General features: G+C 66.9%; 26 protein-coding genes and 1 other RNA gene. 12 read left to right on the forward strand and 15 right to left on the reverse strand.

The window, feature by feature from the left end; translation table 11 throughout:
- Positions 1 to 12: 12 nt before the first annotated feature.
- The gene (lptF, locus tag U5A65_RS23980; RefSeq protein WP_321912759.1) at positions 13 to 1,113 is read right to left on the reverse strand and encodes an LPS export ABC transporter permease LptF; all 1,101 of its coding nucleotides are present in this window, start codon (positions 1,111 to 1,113) and stop codon (positions 13 to 15) included.
- Positions 1,114 to 1,247: 134 nt separating this feature from the next.
- Here lptF and U5A65_RS23985 point away from each other — a divergent pair, with 134 nt between their 5' ends.
- Genes U5A65_RS23985 through U5A65_RS23995 form a run of 3 tightly spaced genes read left to right on the forward strand, consistent with a single transcriptional unit; the run spans position 1,248 to position 3,686 of the window.
- Positions 1,248 to 2,759, forward strand: coding sequence for a leucyl aminopeptidase (locus tag U5A65_RS23985; protein WP_321912757.1), 1,512 nt, complete (start codon positions 1,248 to 1,250; stop codon positions 2,757 to 2,759).
- A gap of 52 nt (positions 2,760 to 2,811) precedes the next feature.
- Positions 2,812 to 3,228 (forward strand): DNA polymerase III subunit chi, encoded by a 417-nt coding sequence (locus U5A65_RS23990; protein ID WP_158757228.1) that lies wholly within the window; start codon positions 2,812 to 2,814, stop codon positions 3,226 to 3,228.
- A 59-nt stretch (positions 3,229 to 3,287) separates the two neighbouring features.
- On the forward strand, positions 3,288 to 3,686 hold the full coding sequence (locus tag U5A65_RS23995) for a DUF2486 family protein (protein WP_321912754.1): 399 nt from the start codon (positions 3,288 to 3,290) through the stop codon (positions 3,684 to 3,686).
- A 58-nt stretch (positions 3,687 to 3,744) separates the two neighbouring features.
- Here U5A65_RS23995 and U5A65_RS24000 read toward each other — a convergent pair whose 3' ends face one another.
- Both U5A65_RS24000 and ilvD read right to left on the reverse strand, forming a co-directional pair.
- A complete protein-coding gene (locus U5A65_RS24000) occupies positions 3,745 to 4,104 on the reverse strand; it encodes a c-type cytochrome (RefSeq protein WP_321947789.1) in 360 nt (119 codons plus the stop codon).
- 146 nt (positions 4,105 to 4,250) lie between these two features.
- Complete coding sequence (gene ilvD, locus U5A65_RS24005; protein WP_321912750.1) at positions 4,251 to 5,924, reverse strand: dihydroxy-acid dehydratase; 1,674 nt, start codon at positions 5,922 to 5,924, stop codon at positions 4,251 to 4,253.
- A 170-nt stretch (positions 5,925 to 6,094) separates the two neighbouring features.
- Here ilvD and U5A65_RS24010 point away from each other — a divergent pair, with 170 nt between their 5' ends.
- Both U5A65_RS24010 and lgt read left to right on the forward strand, forming a co-directional pair.
- Positions 6,095 to 7,054: a LysR family transcriptional regulator gene (locus U5A65_RS24010; protein WP_321947791.1), complete on the forward strand. Its 960-nt coding sequence runs from the start codon at positions 6,095 to 6,097 to the stop codon at positions 7,052 to 7,054.
- A gap of 234 nt (positions 7,055 to 7,288) precedes the next feature.
- Positions 7,289 to 8,212 carry a prolipoprotein diacylglyceryl transferase gene (lgt, locus tag U5A65_RS24015; RefSeq protein WP_321912748.1) on the forward strand — a complete coding sequence of 308 codons (924 nt, stop codon included), beginning with the start codon at positions 7,289 to 7,291 and terminating at the stop codon, positions 8,210 to 8,212.
- A 93-nt stretch (positions 8,213 to 8,305) separates the two neighbouring features.
- Here the strand turns inward: lgt and U5A65_RS24020 are convergent, their stop codons facing one another.
- From U5A65_RS24020 to U5A65_RS24040, 5 genes are all read right to left on the reverse strand, one after another.
- Positions 8,306 to 9,040, reverse strand: a complete 735-nt coding sequence (locus U5A65_RS24020; RefSeq protein ID WP_321912747.1) for an SIMPL domain-containing protein — start codon at positions 9,038 to 9,040, stop codon at positions 8,306 to 8,308.
- Between the two features lie 176 nt (positions 9,041 to 9,216).
- On the reverse strand, positions 9,217 to 9,675 hold the full coding sequence (locus tag U5A65_RS24025) for an EVE domain-containing protein (RefSeq protein WP_201693722.1): 459 nt from the start codon (positions 9,673 to 9,675) through the stop codon (positions 9,217 to 9,219).
- A gap of 102 nt (positions 9,676 to 9,777) precedes the next feature.
- Positions 9,778 to 9,959: non-coding RNA, 6S RNA (gene ssrS, locus U5A65_RS24030), on the reverse strand.
- Positions 9,960 to 10,075: 116 nt separating this feature from the next.
- Positions 10,076 to 10,390 carry a cell division protein ZapA gene (locus tag U5A65_RS24035; RefSeq protein WP_042268772.1) on the reverse strand — a complete coding sequence of 105 codons (315 nt, stop codon included), beginning with the start codon at positions 10,388 to 10,390 and terminating at the stop codon, positions 10,076 to 10,078.
- Positions 10,387 to 10,740, reverse strand: a complete 354-nt coding sequence (locus U5A65_RS24040; protein WP_321912746.1) for an ATPase — start codon at positions 10,738 to 10,740, stop codon at positions 10,387 to 10,389. Before U5A65_RS24040 ends, U5A65_RS24035 begins: the two co-directional genes overlap by 4 nt.
- A 397-nt stretch (positions 10,741 to 11,137) precedes the next feature.
- Between U5A65_RS24040 and U5A65_RS24045 the strand changes: the two genes are divergently transcribed.
- Genes U5A65_RS24045 through cobC form a run of 5 tightly spaced genes read left to right on the forward strand, consistent with a single transcriptional unit; the run spans position 11,138 to position 15,503 of the window.
- Positions 11,138 to 12,196 (forward strand): iron ABC transporter permease, encoded by a 1,059-nt coding sequence (locus U5A65_RS24045; RefSeq protein ID WP_321936468.1) that lies wholly within the window; start codon positions 11,138 to 11,140, stop codon positions 12,194 to 12,196.
- Positions 12,193 to 13,038: an ABC transporter ATP-binding protein gene (locus U5A65_RS24050; RefSeq protein ID WP_321947793.1), complete on the forward strand. Its 846-nt coding sequence runs from the start codon at positions 12,193 to 12,195 to the stop codon at positions 13,036 to 13,038. The genes U5A65_RS24045 and U5A65_RS24050 overlap by 4 nt, the downstream gene beginning before the upstream one ends.
- A gap of 44 nt (positions 13,039 to 13,082) precedes the next feature.
- The gene (gene cobT / locus U5A65_RS24055) at positions 13,083 to 14,144 is read left to right on the forward strand and encodes a nicotinate-nucleotide--dimethylbenzimidazole phosphoribosyltransferase (protein WP_415765567.1); all 1,062 of its coding nucleotides are present in this window, start codon (positions 13,083 to 13,085) and stop codon (positions 14,142 to 14,144) included.
- Between the two features lie 10 nt (positions 14,145 to 14,154).
- Positions 14,155 to 14,931 (forward strand): adenosylcobinamide-GDP ribazoletransferase, encoded by a 777-nt coding sequence (locus U5A65_RS24060; protein WP_321947983.1) that lies wholly within the window; start codon positions 14,155 to 14,157, stop codon positions 14,929 to 14,931.
- Positions 14,916 to 15,503 carry an alpha-ribazole phosphatase gene (gene cobC, locus U5A65_RS24065; RefSeq protein ID WP_321947795.1) on the forward strand — a complete coding sequence of 196 codons (588 nt, stop codon included), beginning with the start codon at positions 14,916 to 14,918 and terminating at the stop codon, positions 15,501 to 15,503. Before U5A65_RS24060 ends, cobC begins: the two co-directional genes overlap by 16 nt.
- Before the next feature lie 21 nt (positions 15,504 to 15,524).
- On the opposite strand, the gene U5A65_RS24070 is transcribed toward cobC, so the two are convergent.
- The 4 genes from U5A65_RS24070 to cobU are packed head-to-tail and all read right to left on the reverse strand — an operon-like array spanning position 15,525 to position 18,940.
- A complete protein-coding gene (locus U5A65_RS24070) occupies positions 15,525 to 16,433 on the reverse strand; it encodes a cobalamin-binding protein (protein WP_321947796.1) in 909 nt (302 codons plus the stop codon).
- A complete protein-coding gene (gene cobD, locus U5A65_RS24075; RefSeq protein WP_321947798.1) occupies positions 16,433 to 17,458 on the reverse strand; it encodes a threonine-phosphate decarboxylase CobD in 1,026 nt (341 codons plus the stop codon). The genes U5A65_RS24070 and cobD overlap by 1 nt, the downstream gene beginning before the upstream one ends.
- The gene (gene cbiB, locus U5A65_RS24080) at positions 17,451 to 18,386 is read right to left on the reverse strand and encodes an adenosylcobinamide-phosphate synthase CbiB (RefSeq protein ID WP_321947985.1); all 936 of its coding nucleotides are present in this window, start codon (positions 18,384 to 18,386) and stop codon (positions 17,451 to 17,453) included. The genes cobD and cbiB overlap by 8 nt, the downstream gene beginning before the upstream one ends.
- Positions 18,386 to 18,940, reverse strand: a complete 555-nt coding sequence (cobU, locus tag U5A65_RS24085) for a bifunctional adenosylcobinamide kinase/adenosylcobinamide-phosphate guanylyltransferase (RefSeq protein WP_321947800.1) — start codon at positions 18,938 to 18,940, stop codon at positions 18,386 to 18,388. Before cobU ends, cbiB begins: the two co-directional genes overlap by 1 nt.
- Before the next feature lie 161 nt (positions 18,941 to 19,101).
- Here cobU and U5A65_RS24090 point away from each other — a divergent pair, with 161 nt between their 5' ends.
- Complete coding sequence (locus U5A65_RS24090) at positions 19,102 to 20,625, forward strand: cobyric acid synthase (protein ID WP_321947802.1); 1,524 nt, start codon at positions 19,102 to 19,104, stop codon at positions 20,623 to 20,625.
- 44 nt (positions 20,626 to 20,669) lie between these two features.
- Here the strand turns inward: U5A65_RS24090 and U5A65_RS24095 are convergent, their stop codons facing one another.
- Positions 20,670 to 21,089, reverse strand: a complete 420-nt coding sequence (locus U5A65_RS24095) for a PaaI family thioesterase (RefSeq protein WP_321912735.1) — start codon at positions 21,087 to 21,089, stop codon at positions 20,670 to 20,672.
- 220 nt (positions 21,090 to 21,309) lie between these two features.
- Between U5A65_RS24095 and U5A65_RS24100 the strand changes: the two genes are divergently transcribed.
- On the forward strand, positions 21,310 to 21,948 hold the full coding sequence (locus U5A65_RS24100; protein WP_321936474.1) for a ParA family protein: 639 nt from the start codon (positions 21,310 to 21,312) through the stop codon (positions 21,946 to 21,948).
- 66 nt (positions 21,949 to 22,014) lie between these two features.
- Here U5A65_RS24100 and panD read toward each other — a convergent pair whose 3' ends face one another.
- Positions 22,015 to 22,401, reverse strand: a complete 387-nt coding sequence (panD, locus tag U5A65_RS24105) for an aspartate 1-decarboxylase (protein ID WP_028207747.1) — start codon at positions 22,399 to 22,401, stop codon at positions 22,015 to 22,017.
- Positions 22,402 to 22,504: 103 nt separating this feature from the next.
- Positions 22,505 to 23,347: a pantoate--beta-alanine ligase gene (panC, locus tag U5A65_RS24110; RefSeq protein WP_321912730.1), complete on the reverse strand. Its 843-nt coding sequence runs from the start codon at positions 23,345 to 23,347 to the stop codon at positions 22,505 to 22,507.
- Between the last annotated feature and the right edge of the window lie 57 nt (positions 23,348 to 23,404).

A 23,404-nucleotide genomic window follows, 5' to 3' on the forward strand; every position in this document is an offset into this window, starting at 1 on the left:
TCAGTTTTCCTCTCAGTTTCCTGAAGAGGCGCGCCGGAACATCGCACGTGTGAAGAGCGGCCGGTTGCGCACGCGTATCCAGAAGATGAACACGACGAGCGCGAGCACCACAGTGTGCAGCAGCACAAGGCCGACGCCGAACGGCATCTTGCCTTGTTCGATCTGCGACTGCACGACGTTGAGCAGGTTCGAATAGGTGAGGTAGATCAGCACCGCCATCACGAGGTTGATCGTGCGGCTGCGGCGCGGATTCTGGTACGCGAGCGGAATGCCGAGCAGCATCAGGTTGATCGCGATGAGCGGCAAGCCGGCGCGCCAGGCGAGCTCGCCCAGGTTGTCGTCGGTGGGATGGCGCAACAGGCCCGGTGTGGACGTGGTGCTCGCCGAAGGCGTGTTGACGAGCGGCTGGCTCGTGATCTTCACGCCATAGCGCTGGAACTCGCTGATGCGAAAGTCCGGGTGACCCGGCTCGCCGTCGTAGCGGCGGCCGTTTTCGAGCACGACGAAGCGGTCGCCGCTCTGCATGGTTTCGGTGTGGCCCGTCTTCGAGACGATCACGCTGACCTTGCCGTTTTCCGTGCTCGTGACGAATACATTCTCCACGCGCGCCTGGTCGGGGCTCATGCGCTCGATGAAGAACACGCGGTGCGTGGTGGGCGATTCGCGGAACTGGCCAGGCGCGAGCAGCGACACTTCATCGCGCTGCTGAAAGCGCGCGCGAATGAGCTTGCTTTGCGCGTTCGACCACGGCCAGCCGATGAACGCGAAGAACACGATAAGCAGGATGATCGGCGCGGAGAAGGTGGCGACCGGCTTGATCAGGCGCGTGAGGCTCACCCCGGAGGCGAGCCATACGACCATTTCGGAATCCTTGTACCAGCGCGTGAGGACGAACAGGATCGACACGAAGAGCGTGACGATGAGCATGACGGCCATGTAGCCGATCACGGTCAGTCCGATCAGCACCAGCACGTCGCGCGGGTCGATCTGACCGGACGCGGCGAAGCCGACGATGCGGATCATCATCGTCGTCAGCATGATCGTGAGCAGAACCATGAACACGGCGCCGGCCGTGTACGCGAGTTCGCGCTGCAGGGAACGTTCGAAGATCATTCTTGATGGGCAGGGCGGGCGGCCCGTGCCGGGAGGCGCGCAGCTCGCGCAACCGCCCAGGAGCCGCCGCGGGAAAAATAGCGGATAATTGCGGCTTTCATCCTAAGCCCTGATTTTATCCGAGGACAAGCGCGATGGACTTTAGCATAAAAGCCTGTGACTGGAGCAAAGGCGGGGAAGGCTCCTTCCTGACCGGCAAGTCGGATTGTGTCGTAGTCGGCGTGTTCGAGGCGCAAACCCTCTCGGGCCCGGCGTTCGCGATCGACAGCGCCATTGGCGGCGCAATCGCGCGCGTCGTCAAGGCCGGCGACATCGACGGCAAGGCCGGCTCCACACTGTTTCTGCCGGAAGTGAGCGGCATCGGCGCCTCGCGCGTGCTGCTCGTGGGTCTCGGCAAGCAGGACTCGTTTAGCCAGAAGGCTTACGGCGACGCGGTCAAAGCCGCATGGCGCGCGATCCTCGGCACGAAGATCGCACAGGTCACGTTCACGCTCGCGCAACTGCCGGTGAAGGAGCGCACGGGCGAATGGGGCGTGCGCGCCGCCATTCTCGCGCTGCGCAACGAGACCTACCGCTTCACACAGATGAAGAGCAAGCCCGACGTCGCGCAGCGGGCGCTCAAGCGCGTGGTCTTCAGCATCGACGCCGCCGAAGAGAAGGCAGCGAAGGTCGCGGCGAAGCAAGCCGTCGCGCTCGCCAACGGCATGGACCTCACGCGCGACCTCGGCAATCTGCCGGGCAACGTCTGCACGCCCACCTATCTCGCCGCCACGGCCAAGAAGCTCGCGCGCGACTGGAAGCTCAAGGTCGAGGTGCTCGGCCAGCGTCAGATCGAGACGCTCAAGATGGGCTCGTTTCTTTCTGTAACAAAGGGCTCGGTCGAGCCGCCGCAGTTCATCGTGCTGCACTACCAGGGCGCAAGCGCCAAGGCCGCGCCCATCGTGCTGGTCGGCAAGGGCATCACGTTCGACACGGGCGGCATCTCGCTCAAGCCGGGCGAGGGCATGGACGAGATGAAGTACGACATGTGCGGCGCGGGCTCGGTGCTCGGCACGATCCGCGCGGTCGCCGAAATGGGGCTCAAGCTCAATGTGATCGGCATCATCCCGACCTGCGAGAACATGCCCGCGGGCAACGCCACGAAGCCGGGCGACATCGTCACGACGATGGCGGGCCTCACGGTCGAAGTGCTCAACACCGACGCCGAAGGCCGCCTCATCCTGTGCGACGCGCTCACTTACGCCGAGCGCTTCAAGCCGGCCGCCGTGGTCGACATCGCCACGCTCACGGGCGCGTGCATCATCGCGCTCGGTCATCACAACAGCGGCCTGTTCTCGAAGGACGACGCGCTCGCGGGCGAACTGCTCGACGCTTCGCGCGAAGCGGGCGACCCGGCCTGGCGCCTGCCGCTCGACGACGAGTATCAGGACCAGCTCAAGTCGAACTTCGCCGACCTCGCCAACATTGGCGGGCGTCCGGCGGGCAGCGTGACGGCGGCGTGCTTCCTCTCGCGCTTCACCGAAAACTACCCGTGGGCGCACCTGGACATCGCGGGCACGGCCTGGAAGAGCGGGGCGGCGAAGGGCGCAACGGGCCGTCCGGTGCCGCTGCTTGCCCAGTTCCTCATCGACCGCGCGGCGCAATGAAGGCAGGCATGACGATTGCTGCATGCCAGGCGGCGTGTAAAGTGGTGTGGGCATGACGCGTATCGATTTCCACACGAACGTCGGCGACTCGCTGCTGTATGCGTGCCGCCTCGTGCGCAAGGCGTATCAGGCGGGCCAGCAGGCGGTGGTGCTGGCCGAGCCCGCGCGCCTGCGCGCGTTCGACGAAATGTTGTGGACCTTTTCGCCGCTCGACTTTGTGCCGCACTGCATGGCGGAGAGCCCGCATGCGGGCGAATCGCCCATCGTGCTGGCAACGGATCTCGAGCGTGCGCCGCATCATCGTGTGCTGCTCAATCTCGGCGCGCAGGTCCCGCCTCAATTCGCACGCTTCGAGCGCCTGCTCGAAGTGATTGGCGATGCGCCCGACGAACTCGCGTCGGGCCGCGAGCGCTATCGTTTTTACCGCGACCGCGGTTACGCGCTCAACAACTACAAGCAGGGCGGCTGAGGCCGGACGCGCGAGGCGTACCGGCGCGAGGCCGACTGCCCCGATCGATGGAGGTAAACATGTCCGGCATGCACGATCCGGAAGAGGCGATCCCGCTCTTGAGCGAGGTGATGGTGGCCGGCAATCCGCTGCGCGCGCACAACGTCGAAGAGGCGAAGAGCGCGACGGCCGCTGCCGTGAAGGCGGCCGTGGCCGAACGCGAGGAAGGCCTCTTTGCGCACGACGCCGACGCGCTCGTCGAGCGCCTGCGCGGGCGCTGCCTCACATGGCTCACCGGCGAAGGCCGCGCCGTGATCGAGGCGCGCTGCAGCGCGGCGATGCAGGAACATTCGAACTGGCTCGTGGGTCAGGTGTCGCGCGAGATCGGTCTCGCGCTCGAAACGGAACTCAACAACTGGGTGAAGGCCGCCGTGCGTGAGGAACTGGCCGCGCGCGCGGGACACCCGCCTTCGGCCTGATTCCGCGGTGGGCGCGGCGGCCGGAGGTCACCCCGCGCCGCGCCGTACACCGTACGCCTCACTTGAGCGTGAGGATCCAGCTCGCGAGCTGGGCCGCCTGGCCTGGGTTGAGCTGTGTATTGGCCGGCATCGGCACGGTGCCCCACACGCCGGTGCTGCCTTCGAGAATCTTGTGCGAGAGATAGGTCTGCGCGTCGGGCTTGCCTGCATATTTTGCGGCGACGTCGCGCAGGGCCGGACCCATGAAATTGCGCGTGACCGAATGGCAGCTCATGCAGTTCTGCTGCTGAGCGAGCGCGAGGCCGGTGGGTCCATGCTGCGCGCGGGCCGGGGCGGCCCCGAGCGCGCCGGCAATGCCGATGGCGAGCGCGGCGGCGAGCGTCGCTGTCTTGTTCCTGGCTTGCGACTTACTGTTCATACAGGTCTCCGCCCGCGTGTGCGCCGGCTGTGTCGTCGCATTATAAAAGCAAAGGGCGCACGTTCCGGACGTGCGCCCTTTGCTTTATCGCAGGCGAAGGTTTGAGCGGCGTCTAGCCGCGCTCGGCCGCGCCGTTAGCCGCGCCGTTAGCCGGTTACCGCGCCCTGATTCGCCGGGCGCGCGAGCGCTGCGTACTTCGCCATTACGCCGCGCGTGTAACGTGGCGCCGGTTGCTTCCACGCCGCGCGGCGGCGCGCGAGTTCGGCGTCGTCCACGTTCAGTTGCAGCAGGAGCTGGTGCGCGTCGATGGTGATCGAGTCGCCTTCCTGCACCAGCGCGATCGTGCCGCCTTCAAACGCTTCCGGCGCGACGTGGCCCACCACCATGCCCCAGGTGCCGCCCGAGAAGCGCCCATCGGTGATGAGCCCAACCGACTCCCCGAGCCCCTTGCCGATGATCGCCGAAGTCGGCGCGAGCATCTCCGGCATGCCGGGCCCGCCCTTGGGGCCGAGGTAGCGCAGCACGACCACGTCGCCCGCCTGGATCTTGTCGGCGAGAATCGCGTCCATCGCGCTCTGCTCGTCGTCGAAAACGCGTGCGGGGCCCGTGATGACCGGATTCTTCAGGCCCGTGATCTTGGCGACCGCGCCTTCTGTCGCGAGATTGCCCTTGAGGATCGCCAGGTGGCCTTCCTTGTACAGCGCCTGGCTGATGGGAAAGATCACCTTCTGGTCGGCGCGCGGCGTGGACGGCACGTCCTTGAGCTCTTCGGCAATGGTCTTGCCGGTGATGGTGATGCAGTCGCCATGCAGCAGGCCCGCATCGAGCAGGATCTTGAGCACCTGCGGAATGCCGCCGGCCGCGTGCAGGTCGGTCGCGACGTATTGGCCCGAGGGCTTCAGGTCGCAAATCACCGGCACCTTCTTGCGCATGCGCTCGAAGTCGTCGATGGTCCATTCGATTTCCGCGGCATGTGCGATGGCGAGATAGTGCAGCACGGCGTTGGTCGAGCCGCCCGTCGCCATGATGAGCGCCACCGCGTTCTCGATCGACTGCTTCGTGATGATGTCGCGCGGCTTGAGGTCCTGCTTCACGGCTTCGACGAGCACACGCGCCGATTCCGCCGCCGAGTCGACTTTCTCCTCGTCGGGGTTGGCCATCGTCGATGAGTACATGAGCGACATGCCAAGCGCCTCGAACGACGAGCTCATCGTGTTCGCGGTGTACATGCCGCCGCACGAACCCGTGGAGGGGCAGGCGTTTTTCTCGACGCCTTCGAAATCCTCTTCGGTCATGCGGCCCGCAGTGAATTCGCCAACGGCCTCGAAGGCCGAGACGATGGTCAGCGCTTTGCCCTTCCAGTTGCCCGGGCGGATCGTGCCGCCGTACACGTAAATGCCGGGCACGTTGATGCGCGCGAGCGCGATCATGCCGCCGGGCATGTTCTTGTCGCAGCCGCCGATCACGACCACGCCGTCCATCCACTGGCCCTGCACGCAGGTCTCGATGCAGTCGGCGATGACTTCGCGCGAGACGAGCGAGTACTTCATGCCCTCCGTGCCCATCGACATGCCGTCCGAGATCGTGGGCGTGCCGAACGTCTGCGGGTTCGCGTCGGCGCGCTTGATGGCCTCGACGGCCGCGTCGGCGAGGCGCTGCAGGCCGGCGTTGCACGGCGTGATGGTCGAGTGGCCGTTCGCGACGCCGATCATCGGCTTGTCGAAGTCGGCCTTCTCGTAGCCGAGCGCGTAATACATCGAACGGTTGGGCGAGCGGGCAACGCCTTGCGTGATGTGCTTCGAACGACGGTTATAGGACATGGGGACCTCCGGTGGAATTCGTCTCGGATGCCGGGTGGGGGTTCTGGTTTGGCGAGCGCCGGCACGTCTGTCGAAGCATGCGATTTCGCGAGAACGCTGTCCAATATATTATTCGTGGTCTATTGAGTCGAAAAAAGAATCAACAAGATAACCGCGCGAGACCGCTGCCGATGAACCCGACTATCCCCGATCTGCGTCAGCTTCGCTATTTCGTTGCCGTGGCCGAAGAGCAGCATTTCGGCCGCGCGGCGGCACGCCTTTCGATGACACAGCCGCCGCTCTCGCAGGCCATTCGCGCGCTGGAGGAGACGCTGGGCGTGGAGTTGTTCGCGCGCACGCGCCGGTCGGTGGAGTTGACGGCCGTGGGCGCCGATCTGTTGCCCGAGGTGAGGCGCCTGTTGGCGAGCGCCGAGGCGCTGCGGCCGCTCGCGCAGAGCCTCGCGCGCGGCGAGGCGGGCGTGCTCGCGCTGGCCTTCGTTTCGACCGCCGATTACGGCTTGCTGCCGCTTTTGCTGCGCGATTTCGGCGCACGTTATCCGCGCGTGCGCTTGCAGCTCGCCGAAGCGACGAGCGACGTGCAGGTGGAAGAGCTGGTGGCGGGACGCATCGACGCGGGCCTCGTGATCGCACCCGTGCCGCCGCGCTACGCGGCTCAGCTTGCTTACCAGCCGATCGCACGCGAGCCGCTCGTGGTCGCAATGCCGTCGGCGTTGTCGGCGCGCCTTGGCGGGCCGGCCGCCGATGACTGGCACGATGAGCCCGTGAGTCTGCGCGACCTCGCCGCAGCGCCGCTCGTCGTCTTTCCGCGCCATCTGGCCCCTGGTTTCTACGACACCATCATGGACTGCTACGGCGCGGCGGGCCTCGCGCCGCTCATCGGGCAGGAAGCGATCCAGATGCAGACGATCGTGAGCCTCGTCTCAGCCGGCATGGGCGTGGCGCTCGTGCCGCAGTCGCTGCGCCATCTGCGGCGCACGGGCGTCGTGTACCGGCCGCTTGCCGGGGCGCTGCCGGCCATCGAAACGGGGCTCGTCTGGCGCTCGGCCGAGGTGAGCCCGGTGCTCGCGGCGTTTATCGAGATCGTGCGGGCGCATGCAGCGACGGCGGGTTTGCACAGGCGCGAGGGCTAGCGCGAACGCGGGCGTGCCAGCTACGTCATCTGTCACCGTTATACTCGCGGCGCATCGCCCAACGTGCATTTTGGTTCGCGCCTACTCGCGTCGGCGATAATGTCACGCCATGACACGCCGGCGGCGAACCTCGCCGCTTTGCAAACGTCCAACGCCCTTTGCCTGTTTAGCCAGTGGCGCGTAACTGCTTACAACCCGATTTCAACTGATATCGCCGACAAGACTTCATCCACGATGCTCATCCACCCGAACTTCGACCCCGTCGCCATTCATCTGGGGCCGCTCGCCGTGCGCTGGTACGGCCTCATGTATCTCGTCGGCTTCATTCTGGCGATCGTGATCGGCCGTCTGCGCCTGCGTCTGCCGTACGTGGCCGCCCAGGGCTGGACCGCGAAAGACATCGACGACATGCTGTTCTACGGTGTGCTCGGCACGATTCTGGGCGGGCGCCTCGGCTACGTGCTGTTCTACAAGGCGAGCTGGTATTTCGCGCATCCGCTCGACATCTTCAAGGTGTGGGAAGGCGGGATGTCGTTTCACGGCGGCTTCCTCGGCGTGACGTTCGCGATGGTTCTGTTCGCGTGGCAACGCGGCCGCACCTGGCTGCAGGTCACGGACTTCGTCGCGCCGATGGTGCCCACGGGGCTCGCCTTTGGCCGGCTCGGCAACTTCATCAACGGCGAGTTGTGGGGTCGCGTGACGTCGCCCGACTCGCCGTGGGCCATGCTGTTTCCGGGCGCTGCGAACGACGACGCCGCGTGGCTTGCCGCGCATCCGCAACTGGCCGCGCAGTGGCATCTGAACGAAGTGTTCGCGCAGTACCACCTGCTTCCGCGCCATCCTTCCGAGTTGTATGAAATCGCGCTGGAAGGCATCGCGCTTTTCATCGTGCTGATTCTTTTCGCGCGCAAGCCGCGCCCCGTTGGCGCGATTTCGGCCATGTTCCTGATCGGCTATGGTCTTGCGCGCTTCACGGTTGAATTCGCCCGCGAACCCGACGACTTCCTCGGCCTGCTCGCGCTCGGCCTTTCGATGGGCCAATGGCTCTCGCTGCCGATGATCATCGCGGGCATCGGCTTGATGGTGTGGGCGTATCGCCGCGCCAATCGAAACAAGAACGGCAACGATAGCGCGCAGGTCGCGGGCGCGAAGAGCTGACACGCGCATACGCTCCACGCGTTTTAGCCCATGAAAAAGGCCACGGTTTTTACCGTGGCCTTTTTTGCTTGCGTGTTGCTTGTATGGCGCGCGTTACTTCATCTGCACCGAGCCGGAGACATTGACCGTCACCGTGGATGTGCCGCCTTCGAGCGGCACGGGCGACGACATCTTCGCGTCAGCCGAAGCGGCGCGCGCGCTCATCATCATCATGGGGCGCGGCATCACGCCCGAGTGCCCCACGTTCACGTCGCGAATCGTGTAGCTGTTGTAGCCGAACGCGCGCGTGGCCGAGAGGGCCTGGTCGCGAAACGAGGCGATGGCCTGGCCTTGAAGCTTTTGCTCGGCGGCACGCTGCGCTTCGGGCGACAGCGAGAACTGCACGTTGCCGACCTGCATGATCGACGAGAGGTCACCGGCGAGCTTCGACGCCGCCGCGAAATCATGCGACTCGAGCACGACTTCCGTGCGTCCGCGCCACGCGGAGATGCGCCCGTCGCGATCGGTGGAAGGGAAGATCGAGAACTGGCCCGAGTGCGCGGTCACGCCCGCGACGCCTCTTGCGCGTTGCAGCGCGGCGTCGGCGCGCTGATTGAGCGTGGCCGTGAGCGAGGCGGGATCGCTCGCTTCCTGTTCATAGAACAGCGTAATGTTGACGACGTCTTGAGGCACTTCGGCGCTGGCCTGCGCGGAAAGCGACAGCACGCCCGAGGGTTGCTGGAAACGCGCGTCGCTCTGTGCGAACGCGGCGCCCGGCGCGAGCGTCATGGCGAGGGGGAGGGCGGCTGCGAATGCGGCGGCGAGCGTGACGGCGGTTTTTCGGTTCATTGAGGCTCCTTGCAGAACTTGCGTCGCGCGCGAGCTGCTCGTGCGGCATCGTAACGCCGACGCAATGGCAACGTAACGGCAACGAAACAACGACGTAACAGCGCGCGACTGTGCGCGATTGTGCTTGAAGTCGCGCGCGGATGCTGTGTGCGTGCCCGGTCCGCGTCAAAGCCGCATCACATCAGATGTTTCGTGATGAAGTTCCACTCGGCCGTGGTGACCGGTGTAATCGACAGGCGATTGCCTTTGGCGAGCACGCGCATGTCCGCGAGTTCCTCGTGCTCGCGCAACGCGGCCAGAGCGATCAGCGGACACTTCTTCTTGAACACGACGTCGACGAGCATCCAGCGCGGATTCTCTTGCGTCGATTTCGCGTCGTAGTAAGGGCTTTTCGGATCGAACTGCGTGGGATCGGGGTAGGCCGTGGACGACACCTGCGCGATGCCCGCGATGCCTGGCTCGGGGCAGCTCGAGTGATAGAACAGCACGCCGTCGCCTTGCTGCATGGTGTCGCGCATGAAATTGCGCGCCTGGTAGTTTCGTACGCCGGTCCAGGGCAGCGTGCGCTGCGGCGCGTTTGCGAGGTCGTCGATGCTTGCTTCGTCGGGTTCGGACTTCATCAGCCAGTAGCGCATGAGTCGAAGTTCACGTCGAAAGGGGAGAGGGGCAGGCATGCACGCGCAATTCGTGCCGCACAATGGAAAACGGCATCGGACTGTGGTCCGATGCCGTTTGAATAGGTCCCCGCCATAGCCGCTAGGCCGGCATCCTGAACCGAGGGTTCAGAATTGGTCGCAGTTAGCAGCACTTCGGGTACATCAGACTGTGTGACGCGCACGCCCGTGCTACAAATTTCCGCAACCGTGCACATGGCATTGGTTCAAGGAATATATGACCTTGGCGAACCAGGCAGGGAAGCTGACTAAACTGTTTGGCAGCTGTGTTTGGAAACACGCGTTTCTAAACAAATCAACGCTACCGATGAACAACATCATACCGCACGTTAGCTCTTACAACCGCAGCGTACTGCAGCGCTTATTGCACACCGTACTGGTGAATCACCGCGCCCAGTTGTTCATTCATTTGGCGCATTGTACGACGGATTTCTTCGGCTGGGAATGCTTCTCCGTGACGCACGCTCGTTTGCAGGCGCAGCAGTTCCGAAGCGAGCGAGAGCGCGGCCATGACGGCAATGCGATCGGTGCCGCGCACGTTGCTGTGATTGCGGATCTTCGACATTTCGGCGTCCACGCGTGCCACGGCTTCGAGCAGCGCCTGTTCCGTCTCCGGCGAACAGACGAGGCGATAGGTTTGGCCGAGTATCGTCGCTTCGATCTGCTTGGTGGTCATGCATTTTCTCCGTGGCGGGCCGCGTTGCTGTCGTCGTCGTTGCTCTGCGACGGTTCGAGCAGATCGAGCTGGTTGTCGCGCTCGTTACCAGCGCGTGCGCGTGGCAGCTTTTCGAGGATCGCGTTCAGACGCACCTGCGCATCGTCGATCTTGGCCGAGAGTGCGTCGCGCTCTGCTTGCAGCGTGGCGCGCTCTTCGCGGACCTGTTCGAGTTCGGCGCGTGTTTCGTCGCATTGCGCACGCAGCTGCGCGAGTTGCTCTTCGAGTGCGAGGCGTGCTTCGTGTTGGCGCTGATTAATCTCGATCAGCCGCCCGATGTTTTGTGAGAGTGTTTCGAGTTCGTTGAGCATGTGCTGCGTCCTCTAAAGACAGGCATTCTAGCGCGGATTAACGCGTATTTTGATGATTGTGTCGTTTCCAGACGTAACAACCCGGCTTCTTACCCGAATCAGGCACGAATCCCTCGCTACGTGTGCTGCATAGGCCGGGCGGGAACGCAATTTGCCACGGCCGCGCGCAGCGCGTCGTCTCGCTCAGGGTCCGCGCGTTATAACATCACGGATTCATGATCCATTGCCAGTGCTTTTGTGAACGGCATTTGCCATGCCGCTTTTGCCACGCTCTGCCACACATCATGCAGAATCCTTAGCGACAAAAATACTGCACGCTGTCGTGGCCAGCGATATCCCTGCTGTCTTTCTGTGTGAGTTTGATTGAAACCCGCTGCTGAGTTCCTCGATGCGTTCCATGAGCCGCGATGAGTCCCATGCTGTGCCGCCGTTGCACGCGCTGCCGCGCCGCGCGATGAGCGCACGCCGCGCGTGCATGATCTGGGGCGCGCTCGCTGCGGCCGCGCTCGCGGTGTTCGTCGCATCGCTTGCAACCGGCAGCGTGAGTGTGACGTTTGCCCAGGCGCTCGCGGCGCTCACCCCTGCGCACGGCGCCCCCGACATGGCGATTGAAATCGTGCGTACGCTGCGCTTGCCGCGCGCGTTGGCGGGCTTTGCTTGTGGCGCGCTGCTCGCGCTGGCGGGTGCGCTGTTGCAGGTGCTGTTGCGCAATCCGCTCGCGGAGCCCTATGTGCTCGGTGTTTCCGGCGGCGCTGCCGCGTTCGCGCTGGTGGCGATGATCGCGGGCGTCGCGTGGTGGGGCGTGCAGGCGAGCGCATGTGCGGGCGCGTTCGTTTCGATCCTGCTCGTGCTCGGCCTCGCGCGCCGCGAGTTGTGGCGCGGCGAGCCGCAGGACAGCTCGCCGCGGCTTTTGTTGACGGGCGCGGTGACGGCGGCAGGCTGGGGCGCGCTGATCACGCTGCTGCTCACACTCGCGCCCGACACGCGCCTGCGCGGCATGCTGTTCTGGCTCACGGGCGACCTCAATGGCGCGGGCGCGCCGTGGCCTGCGCTCGTTACGCTTGGCGTGGTCCTTGCGTGCATCGTGCCGGCCGCGCCGATGCTCAACGTGTTGCTGCGCGGCGACGCCGCTGCGCAGGCGCTCGGCGTGCCGGTGTTGCGTCTGCGCGTGGGCATTTATCTTGCCGCCTCGCTCGCGGCGGCCGCCGCCGTGACGACGGGCGGCACCATCGGCTTCGTTGGGCTCGTCGTGCCCCACATGCTGCGCCTCGCGTTCGGCAACGACCAGCGCATGCTCGTGCCCGCCGCCGCGCTCGCGGGCGGCGTCGCCGTGATGGGCGCTGACCTCGTCGCGCGTACGGTGGCTGCGCCCGCGCAGTTGCCGGTGGGCGTTGTGACTGCGCTCGCGGGCGTGCCCGTTTTCCTGTGGATGCTACTCGCGAGGCGCGCACGATGAGCGGCACACTTCCACCTCTTCTCGCGGTCCACGCGCTCACGTTGCGAGCCGGCGCGCGTACGCTCGTCGAATCGCTCACGCAAAGGTTTGCCGCCGGCGAAATCTGGTGCATCGCGGGCGCAAATGGCGCGGGCAAGACTACGCTCATCGGCGCGCTCGCAGGCCTGCGCGAGCCTTCGGCGGGAAGCGTGGAAGTGGAGGGCATCGCGCTCGCACACTGGCAACCGGTGCGCCTCGCGCAGCGCCGCGCGCTGATGCCCCAGGACCAGCGCGACGCGTTCAGCGCGAGCGTGCTCGACACCGTGCTGCTCAATCGCTATCCGCATCTTTCGGGCTGGGGCTGGGAAGGCGACGCCGATCGTGCCGCCGCGCACGCCGCGCTCGCCATGCTCGGCCTCGAAGCGTTCGCCGCGCGCGATGTGCTGTCGCTCTCGGGCGGCGAGCGCCAGCGCGCCGCGCTTGCGGCCGTGTTGTGTCAGGGCGCGCCGCTTCTGCTGCTCGACGAACCGCTTGCGCATCTCGACCTGCATCATCAGATTGCGTGTCTTGAAGCGCTCTCGCGGTGGGTGCAAAGTGAGGCACGCGCCGTACTGTTTTCCTGCCACGATCTCAATCTCGCGCGGCGTTTCGCGACGCACGCGCTCCTGCTCGACGGCCGTGGCGGCTTTCACGCGGGCCCCGTGCGCGAGGTGCTCACGCCGCAGCGCGCGAGCGCTGCATTCGGCCATCCGCTCGTGCTGATACGCGAGGGCGAGCACGAGGCGCTTGTGCCCGCGCTTTCGCCAACTCTCGGATCGACTTCTTCCCTATTGCATTCGCCGGGCGCGAACGGCGCGCACTAACGCGCCGTTCGCGCCCGCATCACTTCGAAACGAAACACACCATGATGTCATCGCTTACCGAACTGCTCGCCGTCGAACCGCTCGACATCTCGTTGCGCGACGAACTGCAACGCCTCATCGACACGAAGACCAAACCCCCCGGCAGTCTTGGCCGCCTCGAAACGCTGGCGCGCCAGCTTGGCATGATCCAGGGCACGACGCGCCCGAGCGTCGCGCGTCCCGTGATGATCGTGTTCGCGGGCGACCACGGCATTGCCGCTGAAGGCGTGAGCCCGTACCCGCAGGCCGTGACCGCGCAGATGGTCGCGAACTTCGTGGCGGGCGGCGCGGCCATCAACGCGTTCAGCGGTGTGGCAGGGCTCACGCTCGAAGTCGTCAACGCAGGCGTGGCGACGCTGCTGCCGCCGTCGCCCGCGCTCGTCGATGTGCCGATCGCGCAAGGCACACGCAACTTCGCGCGCGAGCGCGCCATGACGCGCGACGAAGCCCTCGCCGCGCTCGCGGCGGGCGCGGAGCGCGTGCGCCACCACGCGGCGCTCGGCACGAACGTGATCGGCTTTGGCGAGATGGGCATTGCGAACACGTCGTCGGCAGCGTGCCTGATGAGCCGGCTGTGCGGCGTGCCGATCGATGAATGCGTCGGGCGCGGCACGGGCCTCGACAATGCAGGCCTCGCGAAAAAGCGCAACGTGCTCGCGGCGGCGCTCGCGCATCATGCCGACGCGCGCGAGCCGCTCGACGTGCTCGCCGCGTTCGGCGGCTTTGAGATCGCGATGATGGCGGGTGCGTACCTCGAAGCGGCGCGCTCGCGCATGGCGATTCTCGTGGACGGCTTTATCGCGACCTCGGCGCTGCTCGTGGCCGACTCGCTTGCGCCAAACGTGCGCGACTACTGCGTGTTTGCGCATGCATCGAACGAAGCAGGGCACCGCCGCATGCTCGATCACTTCGGCGCGCGTGAACTGCTGACGCTCGATCTGCGTCTGGGCGAGGGAACCGGCGCGGCGCTCGCCGTGCCGCTGCTGCGCGCGGCGGTGGCGTTCCTGAACGAAATGGCGAGCTTCGAGTCGGCCGGCGTCGACGATCGCAGTGACCGACACGCCTGAGCGCCGCGCGATGAACCCGCTTGCGGAACTGCGCTATTTCTTCACGGCGTTGGGCTATTTCACGCGCGTGCCGGTGCCGCGCTGGGTTGGCTTCGAGCCTGCGTGGCTCAATGCGGCGGCGCGCTACTTTCCGCTCGTCGGCGCGTTGATCGGCGCGCTCGGGGCGCTCGTCTATCTCGCCGCCTTGCGCGTGTTTCCCGCGAGCGTGGCCGTGCTGCTGTCGATGGCGCTCACGCTGCTCGCGACGGGCGCCTTCCACGAGGACGGCCTTGCCGACTGCCTTGACGCATTCGGCGGCGCGTACACCCGTGAGGACGTGCTGCGCATCATGCACGATTCACGCATCGGCGCGTTCGGTGCGATTGGGCTTGTGGTGGCGCTGGCGCTGAAGTGGCAGACGCTTGCCGCGCTGCCCCCCGCGCGCGCCGCGATGCTGATGATCGCCGGACATGCGGCGAGCCGTGCGTGCGCGATCAGCTATCTCGTCTCGCTCGAGTACGTGCGCCCCGAGGGCAAGGCCAAGCCCGTTGCGCAGCGCATGAGTGTGTCCGCGTGGCTGTGCGCGTGTGTGTTCGGCTTGCCGTGGCTGTTCTGGCCGGTGTGGTCCGGTGCGCCTGACTGGCGCGCGGGCGTGGCGACGCTCGTCGTGCTCGCCGTGCTGCGCTACGCGCTCGCGCGCTACTTCGTGCGCCGCATTGGCGGCTATACGGGCGATTGTCTCGGCTTCGCGCAGCAGGTGTTCGAGATCGCCATCTACCTTGTGGGGCTCGCATGGATCTCGTTCTGATCCGCCATCCGGCCGTGGCTGTGGACGCGGGCGTGTGCTACGGCGCGAGCGACGTGGCGCTCGCGGGCGACGCAACGCAGCAGGCGGCGCTGCTGGCCGAGCGGCTTGCTGCGCTCGGCGTGCGCGAACCGCAACGGATTGAAACGAGCCCGCTCACGCGCTGCGCGAGCGTGGCGGCCGTACTTGCCGGCGTGCGCGGCCACACGCCGCAAGCCGAAGCACGCCTGGCTGAAATGGATTTCGGCGCGTGGGAGATGCAGCGCTGGGACGCAATCGAACGCGCGCAAATCGACGCATGGGCCGCGAATTTCGAGCACGCGCGCGAACACGGCGGGGAGAGCGTTGCGCAGTTCGATGCGCGCGTGAGCGAGTGGTTCGGCGCGCTCGAGGCGCACGAGAAGTCCACCGTCTGGGCCGTGACGCATGCGGGCGTGATACGCGCGGTCACGGCGCGCGCGCTCGGCACGCCGCTTGCGCGCTGCGTGCGCTGGCCGCTGGAGATGGGCGCCATCGTCTGCCTGCGCTACGACGCTTCTAGCGCGCAGTGGCTGCTTTCGCACTGGAACGCGTAGCAAATCGCTTCGGAGATCGAATCAATGCGCCGTGGCGTTGCGCGAGCGGGCGAGGTCGAGATCCTTGCACAGTTGCGCCGCGCCCTGGGCGATGCGCGGCGCGGGGCGTGTGAGCAGATCGCCGTCGACGGCGAAGAGATTGCCGCGTGCAACGGCGGCAAGCGCGGGCCAGGCGCGCCAGCGCTCGAGGCCCGGCAGCGGGCGGTCGGGCGAAGTCGCGCCTTGCGAAGCGGTGACGATTGCCTCCGGATTGGCGGCGAGCACGGCTTCCGTGGAAACTGTCGGCACGAGTGGATCGAGCGTCGCGAACACGTTGCGGCCGCCGCACAGCGCGATCACGTCGCTGATCATGTGCGAACCGTTGATGGTCATCAGCGGCTGATCCCAGACTTCGTAGAACACACTCACGCTCGCGCGCTGCGCATAGCGTGCGCGTAGCTGCGCGATATCGCGCCGGTAGGTGCTTGCCGCAGCCTGAGCCGTGGATTCGGTGCCGAGCAACACGCCAAGGCGCGTGAGCGAGGTCGCGACATCGTCGAGCTTATGCGGCTCGCTGATAAAGAGCGGGATGTGCAGATCGCGCAGACGATCGAGCTGTTGCTGCGCGTTGCCGTGACGCCAGACCACGATGAGATCCGGCTTGAGCGCGGCGATGCGTTCGAGGTCGAGCGCTCGATTGTCGCCTACGCGCGGCACCTTTTGTGCTTCAGGCGGGTAATCGCTGTAAGCCACGGCGCCGACCAGTTTCGCGCCGCCTCCCGCGGCATAGAGCAGCTCGGTCACGTGAGGCGCGAGGCTCACCACGCGTTGCGCGGGAGCCGCAAGGGTGACGGTGTTGCCTGTGTCGTCGATGGCGGTGACGGTTGCATTTGCGGTGCAGGGTCCGAGCGCTGCGACGGCAATCGATAACGCGAGGATCGCCGCGCGCATCAGCCGATCGCCCGTACGGCCTGTTCGAGCGCACCTTCGAAGCGTTGCCACTCGTCTTCGGAGGCGGGCAGGCCAAAGCGCAAGCTGGCCGGCGCGTCAAAACGGCGCGTCCACACCGCGCGTCGCGCGAGCGCGTCTTGCAGCGCTGCCGCGCGCGAGTCTGTGATCCACGCGAAAAGCGGCGTGGCGTGCGGCGCGAAGCCGTGAGCGCGCAACAGCGCAACGAGGCGTGCGCTCTCGGCGGCGAGCCACACGCGCATTGCGTTTTGCCACGCACTGTCTTCGAACGCATGGGTGACGGCGTGGCGTGCGGGTCCGCTCACGGTCCATGCGCCCAGATGCGCCCGTAGCGCGGCCAGCAGCGCGGGTGCGCCGAGTGCGAAACCGCAGCGCACGCCGGCGAGCCCGAAGAATTTGCCCGGCGAGCGCAGCACGACGAGTCCATCGCGATTGGTTGCGTGCGCAAGCGTTTCGGATTGCTCGTGCCCGAACGCATCGGCAAACGCTTCGTCGATCACCAGCGTGCCGCCGCGCGACGCGAGTTGCGTATGCCAATGCAGCAGGCGCGCGGCGGTGAGATGCGTGGTCGTCGGATTGTTGGGGTTCACGATGACGACATGCGTGACGCTATCGGGCAGCGTGTCGTGCACGACGTCGAGCGGCACGTTTTCATGCCCCGCGCGCGCGAACGCCGGCGCGTATTCGCCGTAGGTGAGCGGCGCGATCGCTACACGCGCAAGCGGCAGCAACGCGGGCAGCGCGCGGATTGCGGCCTGGCTGCCCGCCACGGGCAGCACATGGTGAGCGTCTGGCGCGCCGTAATAGCGCGCGGCGCACGCGGCGAAGCCGTCGCCGTCGTCGGGCAGACGCCGCCATGCTGTTGGCGGCACGGGCGGCACCGGATAGCCATGCGGGTTGATGCCGGTGGAGAGATCGATCCAGGCGTCCCACGCGATGCCGTAACGCTCGGCGGCTTCGTGCAGATTGCCGCCGTGTGCGACGAGAGCGGCGGGATGCTCAGACATGGGTCGCCACGCTCACGAAGGCCAGTGCGAGCAGCGCCGCGAGCCACAGGATGGTGGTGCGCTCGACGAGCCGCAGCGCCGCATCCACGTGCTGCGCGCGCGGCGGCGAGCCCGCGCCGAGCGCCGGGCGCTCCTCCAGCGTGCCGTGATACACGGCCGCGCCGCCCAGCAGTACGTTCAGGCTGCCCGCGCCCGCGGCCATCACCGGGCCCGCGTTCGGGCTCTCCCAGCGACGCGCCTGCTCGCGCCAGCAGTGCAGCGCCTGGCGTGTGTCGCCGAGCAGCGCGTAGCTCGCGGCGGTGAGGCGCGCGGGAATCCAGTTGAGCACGTCGTCGATACGCGCGGCCGCCCACCCAAAGCGCAGGAAGCGCGGCGTGCGGTAACCCCACATGGCGTCCAGTGTGTTGGCGAGACGGAACGCGAGCGCACCGGGGCCGCCCGCGATCGCGAACCAGAACAGCGCGCCGAAGATCGCGTCGTTGCCGTTTTCGAGCGCCGATTCGACGGCGGCGCGCGAAAGCGCTGTGGCGTCCGCGCCCGCTGTGTCGCGCGAGACGATGCGGCCCGTCAGCTCGCGCGCGGCGGCGAGGTCGCGCCGCGCCAAAGCGGCGCCGATCGGCGCGATGTGTTCGGTAAGACTACGTGCGCCGAGCGCGAACCAGAGCAGCGCGACATGCAACGCCCAGGCGAGCGGCCAGGGCAGCAGCGCGCACAGCAGCGCGGCGACGATGACGGGCGGCGCGACGGCGGCGAGCCATGCGAGCAGGCCGAGCGGACGGCCGCGGCGGCCGGTGTTCAGGCGCGCTTCGATGCGGTTCGCGTAGCGGCCGAAGGCGACGAGCGGATGTGCGCGGCGCGGCTCGCCGAGCCAGCGGTCCACAGCGACGCCGGCCACGGCGAGCGCGGCGGTAACGGGTAGCGTGAGCATCATGAGGTCTCGCGCGGCGCTTTGAGCGCGAGAGGCAGGCCCGCGACGACGAGCGTGGCGCGGTCGGCGAGCGCCGCGATGCGCTGATTGAGGCGGCCGAGTTCGTCCACGTAAAGGCGCGTGGCCGCCCCCATTGGCACGACGCCCATGCCGATCTCGTTGCTCACCACGAGCACCGTGCCTTGCGCGCGCTCGCAGGCAGCAGCGAAGGCGTCGAGGCGCTCGCGCCAGTCGGGCACGGGCGAGTCGGAGTCGGCGGGGCACAGCAGGTTCGCGAGCCACAGCGTGAGGCAGTCGATCAGCACGCATTGGCCGGGCGCCGCCGCTGCGTCGAGCGCGAGCGCGAGATCGAGCGGCGCTTCGGCGAGCGCCCAGTGCGCGGGCCGGCGTGCGCGATGGTGGGCGATGCGCTCGGTGAATTCGATGTCGTCCGTCACGCGCGCGGTGGCGATATAGGTGACCGGCAGGCCGCTTGCGGCGGCGAGGCGTTCGGCGTGCGCGCTCTTGCCCGAGCGTGCGCCGCCGACGATGAAGGTGAGATCGCGCGAATTCATCGCGTGATTGTAACGGCTGAAGTTGGACGCACCGTCATCCGTTCGGCCAACGTCGCACTGGGGTTCTGCAGGGCGCGGCGGGGCGATGGGATAATGCGCGTTCGCTTTCCCGTGTCTTTCAGGCCCACCGAAGGACCAACCCAGGCCCACGTATTCGCTTCATGACCGCCACGCTACCCGCCGTGCCTCGTGTACCCACCGGCACGTTGATGATCCAGGGCACGACCTCCGACGCCGGCAAGAGCACGCTCGTCGCCGGCTTGTGCCGCCTCGCGCGCCGCGCGGGCGCGCGCGTTGCGCCGTTCAAGCCGCAGAACATGGCGCTCAACAGCGCCGTGACCGTGGATGGCGGCGAGATCGGCCGCGCCCAGGCGCTGCAGGCTGTCGCCGCCGGCATCGAGGCGCACACCGACCTGAATCCGGTGCTGCTCAAGCCGAATAGCGATCTCGGCTCGCAGGTCATCATCCACGGCAAGGCGCGCATGAATCTCAACGCGCGCGCGTACCAGGACTACAAGCCGCTCGCGCGCGAGGCCGTGCTCGAATCCTATGGGCGTCTGCGCGCGCGCTACGACACGGTGTTCGTGGAAGGCGCGGGCAGTCCCGCCGAAGTCAACCTGCGCGCCAACGACATCGCGAACATGGGTTTTGCCGAGGCGGTCGATTGCCCGGTCGTGCTCGTGGCCGACATCGACCGTGGCGGCGTGTTCGCGCATCTGATCGGCACGCTGGCCTGTCTTTCGGAGAGCGAGCGCGCGCGCGTCAAAGGTTTTGTCATCAACCGTTTTCGCGGCGACCTCACACTGCTGGAACCGGGCCTCGCCTGGCTCGAGCGGCAGACGGGCAAGCCGGTGCTGGGCGTCGTGCCGTATCTGCACGGCCTCACGCTCGACGCCGAGGACATGTTGCCGGGCGCGGCCCACAGCGGCGCGCAGGCCGAGGGCGAGACGCTGCGCGTCGTCGTGCCGGCGCTGCCGCACATCAGCAACCACACCGACTTCGACGCGCTGCGCGCCCACCCGCAGGTCGATTTCACGTATGTGCGCACGGGCGAAGCGCCTCCCGCCGCCGATCTCGTGATCCTGCCGGGATCGAAGAACGTGCGCGACGACCTCGCGTGGCTGCGCGCCCAGGGCTGGGAGACGGCGCTTGCGCGGCATCTGCGGTATGGCGGGCGCGTCATCGGCATTTGCGGCGGCATGCAGATGCTCGGGCGCGCGATTGCCGATCCGCATGGCGTGGAGGGCGAGCCAGGCGCGGTTGAGGGCTTCGGCTGGCTCGACTACGAGACCGTGCTCACGCGCGAGAAGACGCTGAAGAACGTGACAGGCGCGCTCGCGCTGGAAGGCGCGCACGCGGCGCTTGCCCGCGTGGCGGGCTACGAAATTCATATGGGCGAGACGCACGGGCCGGCGCTCGATTTCCCGGCGCTGAGGCTTGCCGTGGGCGACGAGGGGGCGACGCGCCCGGACGGCGCGCGTTCGGCGGACGGCCAGATTCTCGCCACCTACGTGCACGGTCTCTTCGACACGCCCGAGGCGTGTGCGGCGCTCGTGCGCTGGGCGGGGCTTGCGCAGGCGCGCACGGTGGACTACCCGGCGCTGCGCGAGGCGTCGCTGGAGCGGCTGGCGGATACGCTCGCGGCGAGCCTCGATCTGGAGAAGGTGTTCGGCGTGATCGGCTGAAAGCGCGGCTAAAAGCAGTGCGGCTAAAAGCGCGGCCGACCGGCTCAGTAAAGCACCATCTGCGTACAGCGGAACAGCGCGATGGTCTTGCCGTCCGGGCCCTTCACCGTGGCGTCCCAGACCTGCGTGCTGCGCCCGAGGTGCACGCCCGTCGCGACAGCTGAGATCGTGCCTTCGCGCGCGGTGCCGAGATGGTTGCTCTTGATCTCGATGGTCGTGAAGTTCTTCGCGTTGGGCGGCAGGTGGGCGAGGCAGGCGTAGCCGCAGGCCGTATCGGCGAGCCCGATCACCGTGGCGGCGTGCAGGAAGCCATTCGGGGCGAGCAGGTCGCTGCGCACGTCGAGTTCGGCGCGCAGCAGGCCTTGCTCGAGGGCGATCGGGCGAAAGCCCAGCAGATCGGGCAGGCGGCCGCGTTGCCGTTCGAGCAGGGTTTCGATCGTGACGTCGTGGCGTAGCGTACTCATGGTCGGTCAGTCTCCGTATTTGATATGAACAATGCGGTGAACAATGCGGGTGCGCGCACGTGGGGGACTTCGGCAGCGCGCAATTTGCCGATATTATCGGACGGTTGATTCGGGGCGCTCGCTCGTTCGCAAGTCGCCTCGCCAGGTATCGAACAAGGCATCAGGCAAAAATCACGGCAATCCGGCTGGCGAGGCGCCAGCCATCCTGACGGGAGCATTCATGACGGTAATCGTGGTGGCGAATCCCAAGGGCGGCGTGGGGAAGAGCACGCTGTCCACCAATCTGGCCGGCTATTTCGCCGCACAAGGCGAGTGGGTCGCGCTCGCGGACCTCGACCGGCAGCAGTCTTCGCACGCCTGGCTCGATCTGCGGCCCGCGACGCTGCCGGCCATCGAAAGCTGGCAGGTCGATCTGGACAACCCGGCGAAGCCGCCCAAGGGCCTCGAGCACGCAGTTATCGACACGCCCGCTGGCCTGCACGGCAACCGGCTCCAGGCGATCATCGAGCTGGCCGACAAGGTGATCGTGCCGCTGCAGCCTTCGATGTTCGACATTCTCGCCACCCAGGACTTCCTGAATCGCCTCGCCAAGGAAAAAGCCGTGCGCAAGGGCGCGATCCAGGTGGGCGTGGTGGGCATGCGGGTCGATGCGCGCACGCGCTCGGCCGAGCAGCTGCAGCGCTTTGTCGAGGGGTTGGAGTTGCCGGTGCTCGGCTATCTGCGCGACACGCAGAACTATGTGCAGCTCGCCGCGCACGGCCTCACGCTCTGGGACGTCGCGAAGAGCCGGGTCGAGAAGGACCTCGACCAGTGGCAGTCGATTATCGGCTGGGTGGACGGCAAACCAGCGGGCAAATGAGCGGGCAACCCAGTGCGCAACGGCGGCGGCGCGGGCCGCGTGCGCCGCGCCGGCCGTACTCGCGTGTCAGCTCCAGCTTTGCGTGGGCACGTGGTCGCGGCTGCCCTTGATGCGGTTGTTCTCGTCCACGAACACGAGGTCCGGCTTCCAGCCGGCCTTCAGCTCTTCCTCTTCCACGTTCGCGAAGGCCGCGATGATCACGAGGTCGCCCAGTTGCGCGCGGCGCGCGGCCGAGCCGTTCAGCGAGATCATGCCGCTGCCGCGTTCGCCCTTGATCGCGTAGGTCGTGAAGCGCTCGCCGTTGTTGATGTTCCAGATGTCGATGCGCTCGTTTTCGACGATGTTCGCCGCTTCGAGCAGGTTTTCGTCGATGGCGCACGAGCCTTCGTAGTGCAGTTCGCAGTGCGTGACCGCGACGCGGTGGATCTTCGACTTCAGCATATGGCGTTGCATGGAGGGTCTCCTCAGGCGAGCGGGCGCGCGGCCCGCCGCGGGTAAGCGGAATCTGGCGGAATCGGATGAGCGCGGCGGCGGCGCGGCCGTCCCGCGCGCGTCGTCAGATTTCGAGGTTGTCGATGAGGCGCGTGGCACCCAGCTTCGCCGCGGCCAGCACGACGAGCGGCGACTCCGCGTCGCCGGCTACGCCCGGCGCGGGCGGCAGCAGGTTCGCGCGCTTGCGGATCGCGATGTAGTCGGGCTTCCAGCCACGGGCGGCGAGCGTGGCCATGGCGTCGAGTTCGAGCTGCTGGAAGTCGCGGCGGCCCGACAGCACCGACTCGCGGATCGCGCGCAACACGCCCGCCAGTTGCGGCGCCTCGGCGCGCTCGGCCTCGGTCAGGTAGCGATTGCGCGAGCTGAGCGCGAGGCCGTCGGCGTCGCGCACCGTTTCGGCGGCGACCACTTCGGTCGGCAGCGCGAACTGGTTGCACATCGCGCGCACGATCATGAGCTGCTGGTAGTCCTTCTTGCCGAACACGGCCACGCGCGGCTGCACGCACGACATCAGCTTCATGACGACCGTGCACACGCCCTCGAAGAATCCGGGGCGGAATTCGCCTTCCAGAATATCGCCGAGGTCGTGCGGCGGGCGCACGCGATATTCCTGCGGCTGCGGATACATGTCGCGCTCGGTGGGCGCGAACAGCACGTAGACGTTTTCCTTCTGCAGCTTCTCGATGTCGTCCTGGAGCGTGCGCGGGTACTTGTCGAAGTCCTCGTTCGGGCCGAACTGCAGCCGGTTGACGAAGATGCTCGCCACGACCGGGTCGCCGTGCTGGCGCGCGAGGCGCATCAGCGAGAGATGGCCTTCGTGCAGGTTGCCCATGGTCGGCACGAATGCAGTGCGGTTTTGGCCGCGCAACTGGTCGCGCAATTCCTGAATCGAGCTAATGACTTTCATGATCGGATGCTTTATGCCTCGCACGGGGCAAGACTTGGGTGGCACGGCCGCAAGCCA

The sequence above is a fragment of the Paraburkholderia sp. J10-1 genome (assembly GCF_905220165.1).
In the GTDB taxonomy this organism is placed as follows: Bacteria; Pseudomonadota; Gammaproteobacteria; order Burkholderiales; family Burkholderiaceae; genus Paraburkholderia.

Excerpts from the sequence above, each read along its gene's own strand:
- U5A65_RS24100 (WP_321936474.1), top strand. The coding sequence starts at position 21,310 with ATGACGGTAATCGTGGTGGCGAATCCCAAGGGCGGCGTGGGGAAGAGC.
- U5A65_RS24045 (WP_321936468.1), top strand. The coding sequence starts at position 11,138 with ATGAGCCGCGATGAGTCCCATGCTGTGCCGCCGTTGCACGCGCTGCCG.
- panD (WP_028207747.1), bottom strand. The coding sequence starts at position 22,401 with ATGCAACGCCATATGCTGAAGTCGAAGATCCACCGCGTCGCGGTCACG.
- lptF (WP_321912759.1), bottom strand. The coding sequence starts at position 1,113 with ATGATCTTCGAACGTTCCCTGCAGCGCGAACTCGCGTACACGGCCGGC.
- ilvD (WP_321912750.1), bottom strand. The coding sequence starts at position 5,924 with ATGTCCTATAACCGTCGTTCGAAGCACATCACGCAAGGCGTTGCCCGC.
- U5A65_RS24095 (WP_321912735.1), bottom strand. The coding sequence starts at position 21,089 with ATGAGTACGCTACGCCACGACGTCACGATCGAAACCCTGCTCGAACGG.
- U5A65_RS24025 (WP_201693722.1), bottom strand. The coding sequence starts at position 9,675 with ATGCGCTACTGGCTGATGAAGTCCGAACCCGACGAAGCAAGCATCGAC.
- U5A65_RS24040 (WP_321912746.1), bottom strand. The coding sequence starts at position 10,740 with ATGCTCAACGAACTCGAAACACTCTCACAAAACATCGGGCGGCTGATC.
- U5A65_RS23990 (WP_158757228.1), top strand. The coding sequence starts at position 2,812 with ATGACGCGTATCGATTTCCACACGAACGTCGGCGACTCGCTGCTGTAT.
- U5A65_RS24035 (WP_042268772.1), bottom strand. The coding sequence starts at position 10,390 with ATGACCACCAAGCAGATCGAAGCGACGATACTCGGCCAAACCTATCGC.
- cobC (WP_321947795.1), top strand. The coding sequence starts at position 14,916 with ATGGATCTCGTTCTGATCCGCCATCCGGCCGTGGCTGTGGACGCGGGC.
- U5A65_RS23995 (WP_321912754.1), top strand. The coding sequence starts at position 3,288 with ATGTCCGGCATGCACGATCCGGAAGAGGCGATCCCGCTCTTGAGCGAG.
- U5A65_RS24070 (WP_321947796.1), bottom strand. The coding sequence starts at position 16,433 with ATGCGCGCGGCGATCCTCGCGTTATCGATTGCCGTCGCAGCGCTCGGA.
- lgt (WP_321912748.1), top strand. The coding sequence starts at position 7,289 with ATGCTCATCCACCCGAACTTCGACCCCGTCGCCATTCATCTGGGGCCG.
- U5A65_RS23985 (WP_321912757.1), top strand. The coding sequence starts at position 1,248 with ATGGACTTTAGCATAAAAGCCTGTGACTGGAGCAAAGGCGGGGAAGGC.
- panC (WP_321912730.1), bottom strand. The coding sequence starts at position 23,347 with ATGAAAGTCATTAGCTCGATTCAGGAATTGCGCGACCAGTTGCGCGGC.
- U5A65_RS24010 (WP_321947791.1), top strand. The coding sequence starts at position 6,095 with ATGAACCCGACTATCCCCGATCTGCGTCAGCTTCGCTATTTCGTTGCC.
- U5A65_RS24020 (WP_321912747.1), bottom strand. The coding sequence starts at position 9,040 with ATGAACCGAAAAACCGCCGTCACGCTCGCCGCCGCATTCGCAGCCGCC.
- U5A65_RS24060 (WP_321947983.1), top strand. The coding sequence starts at position 14,155 with ATGAACCCGCTTGCGGAACTGCGCTATTTCTTCACGGCGTTGGGCTAT.
- cobU (WP_321947800.1), bottom strand. The coding sequence starts at position 18,940 with ATGAATTCGCGCGATCTCACCTTCATCGTCGGCGGCGCACGCTCGGGC.
- U5A65_RS24090 (WP_321947802.1), top strand. The coding sequence starts at position 19,102 with ATGACCGCCACGCTACCCGCCGTGCCTCGTGTACCCACCGGCACGTTG.
- U5A65_RS24000 (WP_321947789.1), bottom strand. The coding sequence starts at position 4,104 with ATGAACAGTAAGTCGCAAGCCAGGAACAAGACAGCGACGCTCGCCGCC.
- cbiB (WP_321947985.1), bottom strand. The coding sequence starts at position 18,386 with ATGCTCACGCTACCCGTTACCGCCGCGCTCGCCGTGGCCGGCGTCGCT.
- cobD (WP_321947798.1), bottom strand. The coding sequence starts at position 17,458 with ATGTCTGAGCATCCCGCCGCTCTCGTCGCACACGGCGGCAATCTGCAC.
- cobT (WP_415765567.1), top strand. The coding sequence starts at position 13,083 with ATGTCATCGCTTACCGAACTGCTCGCCGTCGAACCGCTCGACATCTCG.
- U5A65_RS24050 (WP_321947793.1), top strand. The coding sequence starts at position 12,193 with ATGAGCGGCACACTTCCACCTCTTCTCGCGGTCCACGCGCTCACGTTG.